The 14898-nt window shown below is 64.5% G+C and carries 14 protein-coding genes; 5 read left to right on the forward strand and 9 right to left on the reverse strand.

The window, feature by feature from the left end; genetic code table 11:
• Positions 1–6: 6 nt before the first annotated feature.
• The 8 genes from AKL29_RS33815 to AKL29_RS33850 form a co-directional block, all read right to left on the reverse strand.
• Entirely contained in the window at positions 7–510 is a 504-nt protein-coding gene (locus AKL29_RS33815) for a GDSL-type esterase/lipase family protein (protein WP_063779982.1), read from the reverse strand.
• Positions 511–755: 245 nt separating this feature from the next.
• Positions 756–2279 (reverse strand): UxaA family hydrolase, encoded by a 1524-nt coding sequence (locus AKL29_RS33820; RefSeq protein ID WP_050387147.1) that lies wholly within the window; start codon positions 2277–2279, stop codon positions 756–758.
• A gap of 231 nt (positions 2280–2510) precedes the next feature.
• Positions 2511–3287, reverse strand: a complete 777-nt coding sequence (locus AKL29_RS33825) for an HpcH/HpaI aldolase family protein (protein WP_018270573.1) — start codon at positions 3285–3287, stop codon at positions 2511–2513.
• Positions 3288–3327: 40 nt separating this feature from the next.
• The gene (locus AKL29_RS33830; protein WP_028331735.1) at positions 3328–4413 is read right to left on the reverse strand and encodes a malate/lactate/ureidoglycolate dehydrogenase; all 1086 of its coding nucleotides are present in this window, start codon (positions 4411–4413) and stop codon (positions 3328–3330) included.
• Between the two features lie 36 nt (positions 4414–4449).
• The gene (locus tag AKL29_RS33835; RefSeq protein WP_026192494.1) at positions 4450–5178 is read right to left on the reverse strand and encodes an ABC transporter ATP-binding protein; all 729 of its coding nucleotides are present in this window, start codon (positions 5176–5178) and stop codon (positions 4450–4452) included.
• Positions 5178–6950: a branched-chain amino acid ABC transporter ATP-binding protein/permease gene (locus AKL29_RS33840; protein ID WP_050387148.1), complete on the reverse strand. Its 1773-nt coding sequence runs from the start codon at positions 6948–6950 to the stop codon at positions 5178–5180. The genes AKL29_RS33835 and AKL29_RS33840 overlap by 1 nt, the downstream gene beginning before the upstream one ends.
• Entirely contained in the window at positions 6947–7822 is an 876-nt protein-coding gene (locus tag AKL29_RS33845; protein WP_016841141.1) for a branched-chain amino acid ABC transporter permease, read from the reverse strand. The genes AKL29_RS33840 and AKL29_RS33845 overlap by 4 nt, the downstream gene beginning before the upstream one ends.
• Before the next feature lie 75 nt (positions 7823–7897).
• On the reverse strand, positions 7898–9043 hold the full coding sequence (locus AKL29_RS33850; protein WP_028331737.1) for an ABC transporter substrate-binding protein: 1146 nt from the start codon (positions 9041–9043) through the stop codon (positions 7898–7900).
• Between the two features lie 289 nt (positions 9044–9332).
• Here AKL29_RS33850 and AKL29_RS33855 point away from each other — a divergent pair, with 289 nt between their 5' ends.
• Complete coding sequence (locus AKL29_RS33855) at positions 9333–10328, forward strand: GntR family transcriptional regulator (RefSeq protein WP_028331738.1); 996 nt, start codon at positions 9333–9335, stop codon at positions 10326–10328.
• A 25-nt stretch (positions 10329–10353) separates the two neighbouring features.
• Here the strand turns inward: AKL29_RS33855 and hpaR are convergent, their stop codons facing one another.
• Positions 10354–10887, reverse strand: coding sequence for a homoprotocatechuate degradation operon regulator HpaR (gene hpaR, locus AKL29_RS33860; protein ID WP_050387149.1), 534 nt, complete (start codon positions 10885–10887; stop codon positions 10354–10356).
• A 110-nt stretch (positions 10888–10997) separates the two neighbouring features.
• Between hpaR and hpaH the strand changes: the two genes are divergently transcribed.
• The 4 genes from hpaH to hpaD all read left to right on the forward strand — a co-directional run bounded on the left by hpaH (position 10998) and on the right by hpaD (position 14854).
• Positions 10998–11804 (forward strand): 2-oxo-hept-4-ene-1,7-dioate hydratase, encoded by an 807-nt coding sequence (hpaH, locus tag AKL29_RS33865; protein WP_050387150.1) that lies wholly within the window; start codon positions 10998–11000, stop codon positions 11802–11804.
• Positions 11805–11825: 21 nt separating this feature from the next.
• Complete coding sequence (locus tag AKL29_RS33870; RefSeq protein ID WP_050387151.1) at positions 11826–12224, forward strand: 5-carboxymethyl-2-hydroxymuconate Delta-isomerase; 399 nt, start codon at positions 11826–11828, stop codon at positions 12222–12224.
• Positions 12217–13761, forward strand: coding sequence for a 5-carboxymethyl-2-hydroxymuconate semialdehyde dehydrogenase (hpaE, locus tag AKL29_RS33875; RefSeq protein WP_050387152.1), 1545 nt, complete (start codon positions 12217–12219; stop codon positions 13759–13761). Before AKL29_RS33870 ends, hpaE begins: the two co-directional genes overlap by 8 nt.
• 109 nt (positions 13762–13870) lie before the next feature.
• On the forward strand, positions 13871–14854 hold the full coding sequence (gene hpaD, locus AKL29_RS33880) for a 3,4-dihydroxyphenylacetate 2,3-dioxygenase (protein ID WP_050387153.1): 984 nt from the start codon (positions 13871–13873) through the stop codon (positions 14852–14854).
• Positions 14855–14898: the final 44 nt, after the last annotated feature.

The raw sequence follows: 14898 nt of genomic DNA on the forward strand, positions 1-14898 counted from the left end.
CGATAGCTAGCGGCCGATCGCGCCGGATACCTGCGACGCGAGTTGCTCGGCGAGCATGTGATAGCCCTCGGGGGTCAAATGCACACCATCGGGCTGATGGGGGAGTCCACCCAGCATCCCGTTAGGGAGCATGATCACCGCGATGCCGCGGGCGCTGAGGCGACTTTGAATATCCGCTGTCCGGTCTGGGCTGCCCTTGCGTCGATCATTGCCGCCTGGCTGCAAAATAACCGCACGGGTCCCGTTCGGGACGGCGCGGTCCAGGCGTTGCAGCATCCCTTCCGTGGTATCGCCGTTGATGCCGGCGTTCACGACACGGACGTTCAATCCCTTCGCCCGCAAGATCGCTTCGAGCTGCGCGGGATAGGCCTGGTTGCGCGCCACGCCCTTGCCGTAGGTATTGCTCGCGCCAAGCGCGACTATGGTTGCGGCGTCAGCCGAACCGACGCCGAGGCTCAAAGCGGCGAGAAATGCGATGCATCCGACAATTCCCAACCGACGCGCACGCATGCTTCCTCCGCCCCATCCGTAGCTCCGGATGGAGGGGCAGCGTAGTCCGGGAAGCTGCATTCGCCAACGTACTTCCTCGTCGTCCCTGCGAAAGCAGGGACCCATACCGCGTGATCCTATTGATGAAAGAAGGTGGCGGATGCCTTGCACACACTACGGCCGGTGGTTATGGGTCCCTGCTCCGTGCGCAATAGCGCACTCGGCAGGGACGACGGCGGAGTGAAGGGCTAGATCGTGGCTCTAAACTACATCGTCGCGCCGAGCACCCACGGCGCGAATTCGGCGCCGCCGAAGTCAAAGCTCTCGCTCTTGGTCGGCTGGCCCGAGGCGGTCTTGAGGATGAGGTCGAAGATGCGCTGGCCGCATTCCTGCACGCTCTCTTCGCCGTCGAGGATGGTGCCGCAATTGACGTCCATGTCGTCTTCCATCCGCTTGTACATCGGCGTGTTGGTGGCGAGCTTGATCGACGGCGCGGGCTTGCAGCCGAACACGCTGCCGCGGCCGGTGGTGAAGCAGACGAGGTTGGCGCCGCCCGCGACCTGCCCGGTCGCCGCGACCGGGTCGTAGCCGGGCGTGTCCATGAACACAAAGCCCTTCTTGGTGACGGGTTCGGCATAGTTGAGGACGTCGACGAGGTTGGTGCTGCCGGCCTTGGCCATCGCGCCGAGCGACTTCTCGAGGATGGTGGTGAGACCGCCGGCCTTGTTGCCGGGGCTCGGATTGGCGTTCATCTCAGCGCCCTCACGCTGGGTGTACTCCTCCCACCAGCGCATCAGGCCGACCAGCTTCTCACCGACCTCGCGGCTGACGGCGCGGCGAGTCAACAGATGCTCGGCGCCATAGGTCTCGGGCGTCTCCGAGAGGATCACGGTGCCGCCGTGACGGACCAGCAAATCGCTCGCCGCGCCGAGCGCCGGATTGGCAGATACGCCGGAGTAACCATCCGAGCCGCCGCATTGCAGCGCCACGGTGAGTTCGCTCGCCGGCACCGCCTCGCGCTTGACCTTGTTGGCATCGGCGAGCGCCTCCTTCACGAAGGCAACGCCAGCTTCCACCGTCTTGCGGGTGCCGCCGACCTCCTGGATGTCCATCGCGCGCAGGCGGCCGGCGAGCTTCTGTTCCTGCATCAGGCCGCCGATCTGGTTCACCTCGCAGCCGAGGCCGAGCACGATGACGTTGGAGAAATTGACGTGCCGCGCATAGCCGCCGAGCGTGCGGCGGAGCAGCGCCAAGGGCTCGTCCTGGGTCATGCCGCAGCCGGTCTTGTGGGTCAGCGCGACGACGCCGTCGACATTCGGGTAATCGGCGAGCGGATTGTCGCCGGTGAACGGATTCTTCTTGAACATGTCGGCCACGATGCCGGCGACATGGGCGCTGCAATTCACCGAGGTGAGGATGCCGATATAATTGCGGGTCGCGACGCGGCCGTCGGCGCGGCGGATGCCTTCGAAGGTCGCCGGCAGATCGAAGTTCGGCACCGGCTTGACGTCGACGCCATAGGCATAATCCTTGGCGAAATCGCCCATGCCGCAGTTCTGCGTATGCACATGCTGGCCGGGCGCGATCGCCTGGGTCGCGAAGCCGATGATCTGACCGTAGCGCCGGATCGGCTCGCCTTGCGCGATCGGCTTGATCGCGACCTTGTGGCCCGCGGGGATCCGATCGACGGTGGTGACGCCATCGGCGACCTCCAGCCCCGGCGGCAGGCTCGCGCGCGCGATCAGGACGCTGTCGTCGGCGTGCAGGCGGATCACTTGTGCCGAGGCCATGGGAGCTCTCCTTGGTGTTTTCTTCACCTCTCCCCGTCCTTTACGGGGAGAGGTCGGATCGCGTCAGCGATCCGGGTGAGGGGCGAGGCACGATGTCACTTACAACGATGGTGCTCGCCGGATAGAGGCCCCTCACCCCAACCCTCTCCCCGCATCCGCCTTCGCCCGAAGGCGGGCTTCGGTGGACAAGAGAGCGGGGCGAGGGAGCAGAGCTAACATCGCGGACAGAGCTTACGCCTTGCCGCCGGACTTCTCGCGGGTCGCATTGACCTGCATCTTGGCGTAGACCTGCATCAGGCCGACTTCGTTCGACAGCGTCACGAGCTTGAAGCCCATGTTGATTGCGCGCACCGCGCCCTCGGCGCCCGAGCAGTGGATGCCCGGATTGAGGCCGCGCTTGCCGCACTCCTTGATGATCTTCTCGTAGATCTTGAGGATCTCCGGCTCGTCGCGATCGAGCTTCGGCACCAGGCCGTAGGAGAAGCCGAGATCGGACGGGCCGATATACACGCCGTCGATGCCTTCGACATCGAGGATCGCTTCCATGTTCTCGACCGCGGTCTTGGTCTCCATCATCGGCAGCAGCACGATCTCGTCGTTGGCGGTCTGCTGATAGGTGCCGGCCGAGCCGTACATGCCGGCGCGGATCGGGCCGTTGGAGCGCACGCCCTTCGGCGGATATTTGGCGTAGGAGACGAGGTTCTTGGCTTCCTGCGGCGTGTTGACCATCGGGCAGATCACGCCATAGGCGCCGCCGTCCAGCACCTTGCCGATGATGCCGGGCTCATTCCAGGGCACGCGGACCATCGGCGTCACCGGATGGGCGTGCATCGACTGGAAGCATTGCACCATCGACTGATAATCCTGCACACCATGCTGCATGTCGACGGTGACGCTGTCGAAGCCGCATTGCGCGATCACCTCGGCTGAAAACCCGGAGGGAATCGCAAGCCACGCGTTCACCACCGCCTTGCCGGATGCCCAGACTTGCTTGACCTTGTTTGCCATTGATCGCGTTTCCCTTTGCGGTTTATTGGGGGACGAGCCTTCAGCTGGTCGCCCGCTGGATAGAAACTTCGCTGACGCCGACTTCGCGCGCGGTATTCACTATCGCCGCCCAGGTGTCGTCAGGCAAGGGGATGCCGTTCCTGGTGCGATCGGCACGGGTTTTTCGCTCCGGATCACCTGGAACCAGCACGGAATCCGTGCCCGCGATCGGCTTGGTGGCGCGGATGAAATCGGTGTAGCGGGTGATTTCGCCGTCGAAGAAATTGCTGGTGTCGATCACCTTGGGGTCGATGTAGAACGCCATCATGCCGTTGGCGAAGCGCCGGTCTGACGACGTCGCGCCGGTGCCGGTCAACGCGCCACCGAGCAGTTCGCAGATGAAGGCAAGACCCGAGCCCTTGTGATCGCCGAAGGCGCGGATCGCGCCGGTTCCCTTGGTGTGGTCGCGCGGTCCGTCCGGCGTGTACGGACCATACAGCACGTGCGGATCCTCGCTCAGCGTGCCGTCGGCATCGACGAGCGCGCCGGTCGGCAGCTTCTTGCCGCCGCGGCTTGCGACCAGGCACTTGCCCTCGGCGACAACCGAGGTCGCAAAATCGAGCACAATCGGATCCTGGCCCTGACGTGGAATGCCGACGCAATACGGCGCAGTGGACAGGCGCTTCTCGACGCCGCCGTAAGGCGCAACCAGCAGCGAGCCGGCCGCGGTCACGAAATGAATTGAAACAAGGCCTTCGGCGGCGGCCATCTCGGCCCAGTCGCCGACGCGGCCGAGATGACCGGAGTTGCGCAGCGCGACCGCGGCGAGCCCCGCCTTCTTGCACTTCTCGATGCCGAGCTTGACCGCAACCGGCGTGACGGTCTGGCCATAGCCGAACTTGCCGTCGACCACCGCGAGCGACGGCGTGTCGACCACCACCTCCGCAGTCTGGTTCGGCACGATCGAGCCCATCTTCTTCCACCTGACATAGACGGGCACGCGGATCACGCCGTGGCTGTCATGCCCGGTGAGGTTCGCTGTCGTCAGATAGGTCGCGATGCGCTTCGCCTCTTCCGGAGAGGACTCCGAATGGGAAAACACCTCGGACACGAAGTTGATGAGGTTATCGACCTTGATGGTGACCATGAAAAACCAGCTCGCTCAGTAAAGCACAGGACGTTGTCAGGCGTGGGTCTTGGCGTGGCCGCCGAGATAGGCCGCGGCGATGGCTTCATTGCCCCACAATTCGTCGGGCTTGCCGCCCAACACGATCCGCCCCGTTTCCAGGACGAAGCCGTGATCGGCGACCGAGAGTCCCATGCGCGCATTTTGCTCGACGAGCAAGACCGTGGTGTCCTTCCTGATCTGCGAAATGATGCGGAACACCGCCTGCACGATGACAGGCGCCAGCCCGAGCGACGGTTCGTCGAGCAGCAACAGCCGCGGCTTGGCCATCAGGCCGCGCGCCACCGCGACCATCTGCAGCTGGCCGCCCGACAGCGTCCAACCGAGCGCGTTGGAAAAGGCGCGGATGTCCGGAAACAGGTCGAACATCGCGTCGGCCTCGCGCGAGATCTGCGACGCCGACACCTTCCGGTTCGACGCGCCGAGCATGATGTTCTCTTTCACGGTGAGGCCCGGAAACACGCGGCGGCCTTCCGGCACATGCGAGATGCCGAGCCGGACGATCGCTTCCGGCCCGAGGCCCGCGATCGAGTGGCCGTCGAACATAATGTCGCCGGAGGCGGGCTTGGCGAGGCCTGAGATCGCGCGCAACGTGGTCGACTTGCCGGCGCCGTTGGCGCCGAGCAGCGTGACCACCTGGCCCTGCTCCACGGCGATGGTGACGCCGCGCAGCGCCTCGATCTCGCCGTAGCGGACCACGAGATTGCGGATTTCGAGCAGCGGCATCATTCGCTCCCGAGATAGGCGGAGACGACGTCGGGATGGCGCAGCACCGCCATGGACTCGCCATCCGCGATGCGGCGTCCGAAGTTCAGCACGGTGATGTGCTGGGCGGCTTCCGAGACCAGCGTCATGTCGTGATCGATGATCAGGATCGTGAGGCCCTGGGCTGCGATGCGCTTGAGCAGCTCATGCAGCTCGAGCTTCTCGGTCGAGTTGAGGCCGGCCGCCGGCTCGTCGAGCAGCAGCAGCGTCGGGTTCGACGCCAGCGCCCGCGCGATCTCGATCAGGCGCTGGTGGCCGTAAGAGAAGCTCGAGATCAATTCGTTGGCGCGGTTGCCGAGCCCGACGAAGGTCAGCGCCTCCATCGCGCGCTCGGTCAGCGCGTCCTCGCCCTTCCCGATCATGGTGTTGCCGGGCCGTTCGGCGCCGATCTCGACATTCTCCAGCGCGGTCATCGAACGGAACAGGCGGATGTTCTGGAAGGTGCGTCCGAGGCCCGCCGCCGTGCGCTGATGCGGCGCCATATTGGTGATGTCGGTGCCGTCGAGCACGATCCTGCCCGCGGTCGCCTTGTAGAGACCGGACAGCACGTTCAGCGTCGTGGTCTTGCCGGAGCCGTTGGGCCCGATCAGCGCGTGCACGCCGCCGCGCTTCACCGCGATATCGACGCCGTCCACCGCCTTGAGGCCGCCGAAATGCTTCGAGAGCCCGGTCACTTCGAGCACGATGTCGCCGCCTGACGTCGCCGGCTTGAGCTGCAAGGCCGCCGCGGCCGGCGGCGCCTTGGTGTGCGCACGCCAGCGCGTGAATGCGTCCGACACAAAACCCCAGATACCGTCGGGCATGAAGCGGATGATCAGGATCACGAACAGGCCATAGATCGCCAGATAAAGTCCGGGCACGCTCTTGAGGAAGCGCAGCCATTCCGGGATCAGGATCAAGAGGCCCGTACCGATCACCGAGCCGATCGGCGAGGCCACGCCGCCGAGCAGCGACATGGTCAGGAACACGATCGATTCCGCGAACGAGAACTGATCCGGGCTGACATAGGCGAAGCCGCCGGCGAACAGACCGCCGGCCAGACCGCCGAGCAACGCGCAGAGCCCGAAGGCGTAGATCTTGGTGCGGAACACGTCGATGCCGTTGACGCCCGCCGCAAGCTCGTTGTCGCGCACCGCGCGCATGGCGCGGCCGAGCTTGGTGTCCGGCAGATGCCAGACCAGATAGCCGACGATCGCGAGCATCGCGACGCAGAAGGCCAGATAGCTCTGCGAGGACTGGAACAGCTCCGGCCGGCGAATATTGGCAACGCCGTCCGGCCCGTGGGTCACGCCGATGGCGTTGATCATCACCAGCGTCACGATCTGCTGGAACGAGATCGTCACCATCGCAAGGTAGTGCCCGCCCAATCTGAGCGTCGACATGCCGAGGAACGCGCCGGCGATCAGCGTGATCGCGCAGGCGCCAACCAGGCAGAGCCAGAAGTTCAGATGCAGATCCGCGGTCCCGAGCCCGACCGCATAGGCGCCGAAGCCGAAGAACGCGGCCTGCGCGAGGTTGATCTGGCCGCACAGGCCGAGCACGACCGACAGCCCGAACACCGCGATCGAGAAGGTCGTGGCCTGCAGCAGGATGTTGAGGATGTAACCGTCGAACTGCATGCCGGCGGCGAGCGCCACCAGCACCGCGGCGCCGATGAAGTACGGCAGATGGCGGATGATCAACGGCTTCGAGCGCACGGCCGGCGCGGGGATCATGTTGTCGGTGGCGCTCATGCTTTCTCCGCGACACGTTCGCCGAAGATGCCCTGCGGCCGGAACACCAGGAAAGCGATCAGCACCAGGAAAGCAAAGCCGTCCTTGTATGGCACCGAGATGTAGGCTGCACCGAACGTCTCGATGACGCCGAGCGCGAGGCCGCCGACGATGGCGCCGGCGACGTCACCGAAGCCGCCGATGATGGTCGCGGCAAACGCCTTCAGCGCAATCGTCGAGCCCATCTGGATCGAGACGAACAGCACCGGCGCGACCAGGATGCCGGCGAGACCGCCGAGCACGGCCGAATAGATGAAGGTGATCATGATCATGGTGGAAACGGAAATGCCGAGCAGCGAGGCCATTTCCTTGTCCTGCGAGGTCGCCTGCAGCTTCTTGCCGAGCAGCGTCTTCTCGAAGAACCAGAAATTGAACAGCACCAAGAGGATCGTGACGCCGATGATCAGAAGATACTGGCTGTCGAGATAGACCGGGCCGAGCTGAATGCCGGGCGTATCGAACCAGCCCTGCAGCACCTGCGGCTGCGGGCCATAGATCGCAAGCACCGAATTCGACAGCAGGATCGAGGCACCAATGGTGGCGATGATCACGGGCAGATAGGTGCGATTGCGCAGTGGATAGTAGACGCCGAGATTGAAGATGACGCCGAACAACGCCATGCCGGCGAGCGCAATCAGGAACGACAGCCAGTAAGGCCAGCCGAGATCGACCGAGAACACCACCATCAGATAGGCGGCCACCATCGAGAACTCGCCTTGCGCGAAGTTCACTACGTTGGTGGCACGGAAGATCAGCACGAAACCGAGCGCGACCAGCGCGTAGACCGCGCCAATGCCGATTCCGGTAAAGAGCAGTTGGAGGACGAGATCCATGACGAGCGCTCGATCTGAGAATTGTGTCGCGAACGAACGGCCTCTCCCAGGCGACCCGGAGAGGCCGAACCGCTATCAATCGTTGAAGTCGATATGCTTGTCGTAGACGATCTTGCCCTTGTCGTTCTTCACGACATTGTAGCCGTGCAGACCGTCGCCGTTCTTGTCGAAATTGTACTCGCCCTCGGCGCCGGCGAACTTCTGCGTCGCAAGGATGGCGTCGCGGATCTTGTTCGGATCGGTCGAGCCGGCCTTGTTGATCGCCGCCGACAGGATGGTGATCGCATCGTACGGCCAGGCGCTCTGGTTGTCGGGCGCGGTCTTGTAGGCATCGCGATAGGCCTTGCCGAACGCCTTCGCGGCATCGCTCGAATCCTCGGCGAAGTCGGCGACACCGTAGGTGTTGAACAGCGCGGGGCCGGCGAGCTTGGTCGAGGAGACCGCCACCACCGAGGGCGAGCCGACCCAGGGGATATTGACGCCGAGTTGGCGCAGCTGGCGGGCGAAGATGCCGAGATCGTTCTCGAAGGTGAAGTAGGTGCCGAGCACGTCAGCGCCGGACTGCTTCACGGCCAGCACGACCGGGGTGAAGTCCTGACTCTGGTTGGCATAGCCTTGGTCAAGCACCGGCGGCGCGCCAAGCTTGGTCAGCGCTTCGGACAGCGCCTTGCCCCCTGCGGTACCGAAGGCGTCGGTGGAATGCACGATCGCCCATTTCTTCTTGCCGAGCGTGTTGACGCCGAAGTCGGCGATCACGCGGCCGGAATAATTGTCGTTCGGACGGAAGCGGAACAGCCAGGGATTGCCGGAATGGGTGAGATCGGGATTGGTGCCGCCGATCATCACAGGCTTGCCGACCTTGATTACGTCGGGCGCCATCGCCTGCACCTGGGTCGAACGGATCGAGCCGAGGAATGCAACGATGTCGGATTGCGCGGCGAGCTTGGAGAATGCCAGCACGATTCCCGGATTGGTGGTCTGATCATCCTCGATGACGAGCTCGACCTGCTTGCCGAGCACGCCGCCGGCCTTGTTAACCGCGGCCAGCGCCAGCTTGGCGCCGTTCTGGGCCCACAGCCCCTGCTCCGCGGCGGGTCCGGTCACCGGCACGCACATGCCGATCTTGATCGTCGCACCCTGCGCCCAAGCGCTGCGCATCAGCGCCGGTGCAGCGAGACCTGCCGCCAAACCGGCGGAAAACTCACGTCTCGTCAGTTTCATTCCATCCTCCCTGTGATGCGCCGAGCTTGCTGTCGGCTGCGTTGAGACGAGCGGACGCGTCGATCTGTCGGCCCATCCGCAGCCATCAAACGGCGCGACGAGCAAACGTGAGCGCCGCTGCAGTGCACAAGACGTACAACGGCGACCATCAATCTGGCGTTTGATCCAGCTAAACATGATTGCACATTGCACGCAATAGTCAAAAGTTCGCTGGCAGAGGTGCGTAAATGCCTGCTACGAGCGACCATGACGCGATCACGTGATAGTGTGGCCAGCGGGCAGCCATTCCATGTCGATTCCACGAGCGAAATCGCAAACCAGACGAAAACAGCCGGCTTACGCGCTGATCAAGAGCGCATTGGCAAAGCACATCCGGGCCGGCGACGTTCCACCCGGAACGGTCCTCTCCGAATCGGCGATCGCGACCTTGTTCGGCTCCAGCCGCTCTCCGGTGCGGCAGGCTTTCGAACAGCTCGAGCATATCGGTCTGGTGCGCCGGTTCGATGGTCGCGGCGTCATCGCCGGCAAGCGCAAGGTCGACCCTCGGCGCGTCCCGATCACACCGGAAATGTTCGGGCTGACCGACGGCCCCGTCGACGCCGTGCGCAGCGACGCCTGGGATACGCTCTACTACAAGCTCGAACGTGAGATCATTTACCGGTCGCTGTTCGGACGCTTCCGCGTCAGCGAGCTCGCATTGGCGCGGCATTTCCGGGTGGGGCGCACGGTGGCGCGCAACCTGCTGCTGCGTGCGCAGGCGATCGGCATCCTCGAGAAGGGCGCCAAGGCGCACTGGTACGTGGTGCCGTTGGACGAGGATCGCCTCCGCGACATCTTCGAGGTGCGCGCAACGCTCGAGCCGCTGCTCCTCAAATCCGCGACGGCGACGATTCCTGCCGCCCTGCTCGACCGGATGGCGGAGCGGCTGCGCGAGGGGATCCAGCACCGCGACCGCGTCGGCGTCGGCGAACTCGATGAGATCGAAGGCGACCTCCATATCCGCTGCCTGGGCTACGGCGCCAATCGCGAGATGATCGAAGCGCTCAAGCGCACCCATTGTGCGTTCGTGATCGGCAAGCACATCCAGGTCGCCCTGACCGCGCCGCAGATCGATTCCTTCATGGACGAGCATCTGGTGATCATCGAGGCTTTGCGCGCGCGGGACGGCGACGCGGCGGCAGCCATCTTGCGCCGCCATATCGAATGGTCCCACTCGAAGGTTGCGGGCTGGATTGCCGAATTCCGCGCCATCAACGTGATTTCGCGCGTGCCCTACATGGCCTGAGGGCGAATGCCGCGCATGATCGCAGCTACTCGTCAGCCTCGACTTCGGCGTCATCGGACGAGCCCATTCCGGCCAGGCTCGCTTCGAGCGCGCCCAGCATCTCCTGCAATTCGGCAAGCTTGCGCGCCCCGAAGCGCCGGGTGATCTCGGCATAGATCACCTCCGACGTCGGCGCCACCGCCTCGATCAGCTTCAACCCTTTGGCGGAGATCGAGACCACCGCGCGCCGCGCGTCGTTCTCCGCCGCCTTGCGCTCGATCAACGCGCGGCCCTCGAGATCGCGAAGGATTCGCGATAGGCTCGGGCCGAGCAGAAACGCCATGCGCGCCAGTTCGGTGACCTCGATCTCGTCGACCGCGGTGAGCGCGCGCAGGATCCGCCATTGCTGCTCGGTCAGCCCGTGATTGCGCAGCGACGGACGGAATTGCCGCATCACAGCCTCGCGGGCGCGAAGCAGCGACATCGGCAGCGAGCGCGAGAACTCGCGCATCGGGGTCCGTCGCGCCACCGCGTCGTCGCCCTGCCCGGGCTGAATGTCGTTCGAATTTTTGCGCGCCATTACCTAATCCTGCGCAACAAATTTTTGCGTCGCAGCATGCCCTGATTCAGTTTGCGGGAATTCACTTAACATGTTAATCATCTCCCGGCATCCACTTTTGTGTAGCACGCATGGCCCTCTCCAAGGACGATATCCGCGGTGCAGCCGAACGGCTCGACGGCGCGGAAAAGACCCGCAAGCAAATCCGCCAGCTCTCGCTGGAATACCCCCGCATCACCCTCGATGACGCCTACGCGATTCAGAAGGCCTGGGTCGAGATGAAGGTGGCGCAGGGCCGCGTCGTCAAGGGCCACAAGATCGGCCTGACCTCGAAGGCGATGCAGAGCGCGCTCCATATCGACGAGCCCGATTCTGGAATCCTGCTCGACGACATGTTCTTCGCCGATGGCGGCCTGGTGCCGACCGACCGCTTCATCGCCACCCGCGTCGAGGCCGAGCTCGCCTTCGTGATGAAGCATCGCCTGGCCGGGCCGAACTGCACACTGTTCGATGTGCTCAACGCCACCGATTTCGTGGTACCGGCGCTGGAGATCCTGGATACCAGGGTCGAGCGCGTCGATCCCGAGACCAAGGCGACGCGCAAGATCTTCGACACCATCGCCGACAACGCCGCCAATGCCGGTATCGTGCTCGGCGGCCGGCCGATCCGCCCGCTGGACGCCGACCTGCGCTGGATCGGCGCGTTGTGCTTCCGAAATGGCCAGCTCGAGGAAACCGGTCTGGCCGCCGGCGTGTTGAATCATCCGGCGACCGCGGTGGCGTGGCTCGCCAACAAGATCGCGCCGAACGGGCTGGCGCTGGAAGCCGGCCAGGTCGTGCTGGCGGGCTCCTTCATCCGTCCGATCGAGACCCGCAAGGGCGACACCATCCAGGCCGACTACGGACCGTACGGTTCCGTGAGCTGCTACTTCGCTTGACGCCTTCAGCAGGAGCGCTGCATGCCGCATTTCACGCTTGAATACTCCGCCAATCTCGACGATGTCGTCGACATGGGCGCGACGGTCGAACTGGTCCGCAAGGCCGCGGTCGAGACCGGCATCTTCCCGCTCGGCGGCATCCGCGTCCGTGCCGTCAGATGCGAGCACTATGCGATCGCCGACGGCCGCAAGAATTACGGCTTCCTCGACATGGTGCTCCGGCTCGGCGAAGGCCGCGATCTCGCCACCCGCAAGAAGGCCGGCGAGCACATCTTCAAGGCGCTGTCGGCCCATCTCGATCCGGTCTTCGCCAACAGCAAATTCGCGTTGTCGTTCGACATGCAGATCAACGACAAGGACACCAGCTGGAAGCGCAACAACATCCACGATGCACTGAAGGTGGAGACGGTCAATGGATAAAGCCGCCGCGAAATCGTCAGCCGACGTATTCCAAGCCAACCGCGATCGCGCCGGCCCGCTGCTTGCAAGCTTGAAAGCCGAAGGCATCGGCCATGTGATCGACGGCAAGATCGTGCCGGCGGCCTCCGGGCAGACCTTCGAGACGAAATCGCCGATCGACGGCACGGTGCTGGCGACCGTCGCGCGCGGCAATGCCGAGGATATCGACCGTGCCGCGACTGCCGCGTCCAAGGCCTTCAAGGCCTGGCGCGACATGCCGGCGGCGCAGCGCCGCAAGCTGCTGCATCGCGTCGCCGATGCGATCGAGGCGCGCGCCGACGACATCGCCGTGCTCGAATGCATCGACACCGGCCAGGCGCACCGCTTCATGGCCAAGGCCGCGATCCGCGCCGCGGAGAATTTCCGCTTCTTCGCCGACAAATGCGGCGAGGCCCGCGACGGCCTCAACACGCCTTCGGACGAGCACTGGAACATCTCGACCCGCGTGCCGATCGGCCCGGTCGGCGTGATCACGCCGTGGAATACGCCGTTCATGCTCTCGACCTGGAAGATCGCGCCGGCGCTCGCCGCCGGCTGCACCGTGGTGCATAAACCGGCGGAATGGTCGCCGGTCACCGCCGATCTGCTGGTCAAACTCGCAAAACAGGCCGGCATCCCCGACGGCGTGCTCAACACCGTGCATGGTTTCGGCGAGGAGGCCGGCAAGGCGCTGACCGAGCACCCCGCCATCAAGGCGATCGGCTTCGTCGGCGAAAGCGCGACGGGCTCGGCGATCATGGCGCAGGGCGCGCCGACCCTGAAGCGGGTGCATTTCGAGCTCGGCGGCAAGAACCCGGTGATCGTATTCGACGATGCCGACCTCGACCGCGCGCTCGATGCCGTCGTGTTCATGATCTACTCGCTCAATGGCGAGCGCTGCACGTCGTCGAGCCGGCTGCTGGTTCAGGAGAGCGTCGCCGGCAAGTTCATCGAGAAGCTGACCGCGCGCGTCAAGGCGCTCAAGGTCGGCCACCCCCTCGATCCCGTCACCGAGATCGGGCCGCTGATCCATGAGCGGCATCTCGCCAAGGTGTGCAGCTATTTCGACGTCGCAAAGAAGGACGGCGCGACGATCGCGGTCGGCGGCCAGCCGCATGACGGCCCCGGCGGCGGCCACTATGTGCAGCCGACGCTGGTCACCGGCGCGAACTCGGCAATGCGCGTCGCGCAGGAGGAGGTGTTCGGCCCGTTCCTGACCGTGATCCCGTTCAAGGACGAGCGAGAGGCGATCGAGATCGCCAATGGCGTGCAATACGGCCTGACCGGCTATGTCTGGACCGGCGACATGGGCCGCGCGCTGCGCGTGGCGGATGCGCTGGAAGCCGGCATGATCTGGCTCAACTCGGAAAACGTCCGCCATCTGCCGACTCCGTTCGGCGGCATGAAGTCGTCAGGCATCGGCCGCGACGGCGGCGACTACTCGTTCGACTTCTACATGGAAACCAAGCACGTCTCGCTCGCGCGCGGGACGCACAAGATTCAGAAACTGGGAATTTGATTGCACGTCGTTCCGGGGTGGCGCGTAGCGGCGAACCCGGAACCTCGAGATTCCAGGTCTGGTCCTTCGGACCATCCCGGAATGACGGACACAAATTGAGGAAACACCGATGCCCGTTCCGACACACGTTTTCGATCCGCCGTTCAACATCATCCGCAGCAGCCATGCCGTGCTCGACGTCACGGATCTCGACAAGAGCGCCGCCTTCTACGAAAAGACAGTCGGCCTCCACATCGAGGACCGCGACGACAAGTCGGTGTATCTGCGCGCCAGCGAGGAGCACCAGCATCACTCGGTGGTGCTGCGCAAGGCAGCGAAGGCGGCCTGCAACCGGCTTGGCTTCAAGGTCGGCAATGACGGCGACCTCGACAAGGCCACTGCCTTCTTCTCCGAGAACGGCATCGCCTACGCTTTCGTCGACCAGCCGTTTCAGGGCCGCACCCTGCAATTCACCGATCCGTTCGGCTTCCAGATCGAGCTTTACGCTACGATGGAGAAGCGCCCGCATCTGCTGCGGCGCTACGATCTCTACAAGGGCTGCCATCCGCAGCGACTCGACCATTTCAACGTGTTCGCCGCCGAGGTGCAGGACACCGTCGATTTCTACGCCCGGCTCGGCTTCCGCCTCACCGAATATGCCGAGGAGGACGGCGACAACGGCCGCATCGCAGCCGCCTGGATGCACCGCAAGGGCAACGTCCACGACTTCGCGATCACCAACGGCCGCGGCCCGCGCCTGCACCACATCGCCTATTGGGTACCGACCGCGATGAACATCGTGCATCTCTGCGACGTGATGGCCTCCTCCGGCTACCTCAAGAACATCGAGCGCGGCCCTGGCCGGCACGGTATCTCCAACGCCTTCTTCCTGTACATCCGCGATCCCGACGGCCACCGCATCGAGCTCTACACCAGCGATTATTTCACTGGCGATCACGACCATGAGCCGCTGCGCTGGTCGCTGCGCGATCCGCGCCGCCAGACGCTGTGGGGCGCGCCGGCGCCGCGCTCCTGGTTCGAGGAAGGCTCGACCTTCGCCGGCCAGGCGGTGCGCGAGCCGCGCTTCGTCGCCGACGTGCTGGTCGCGGACTGATACGAGATACTGTTCACCCGTCGTCCCTGCGAAAGCAGGGACCC

The sequence above is a fragment of the Bradyrhizobium pachyrhizi genome, from assembly GCF_001189245.1.
Classification (GTDB): domain Bacteria; phylum Pseudomonadota; class Alphaproteobacteria; order Rhizobiales; family Xanthobacteraceae; genus Bradyrhizobium; species Bradyrhizobium pachyrhizi.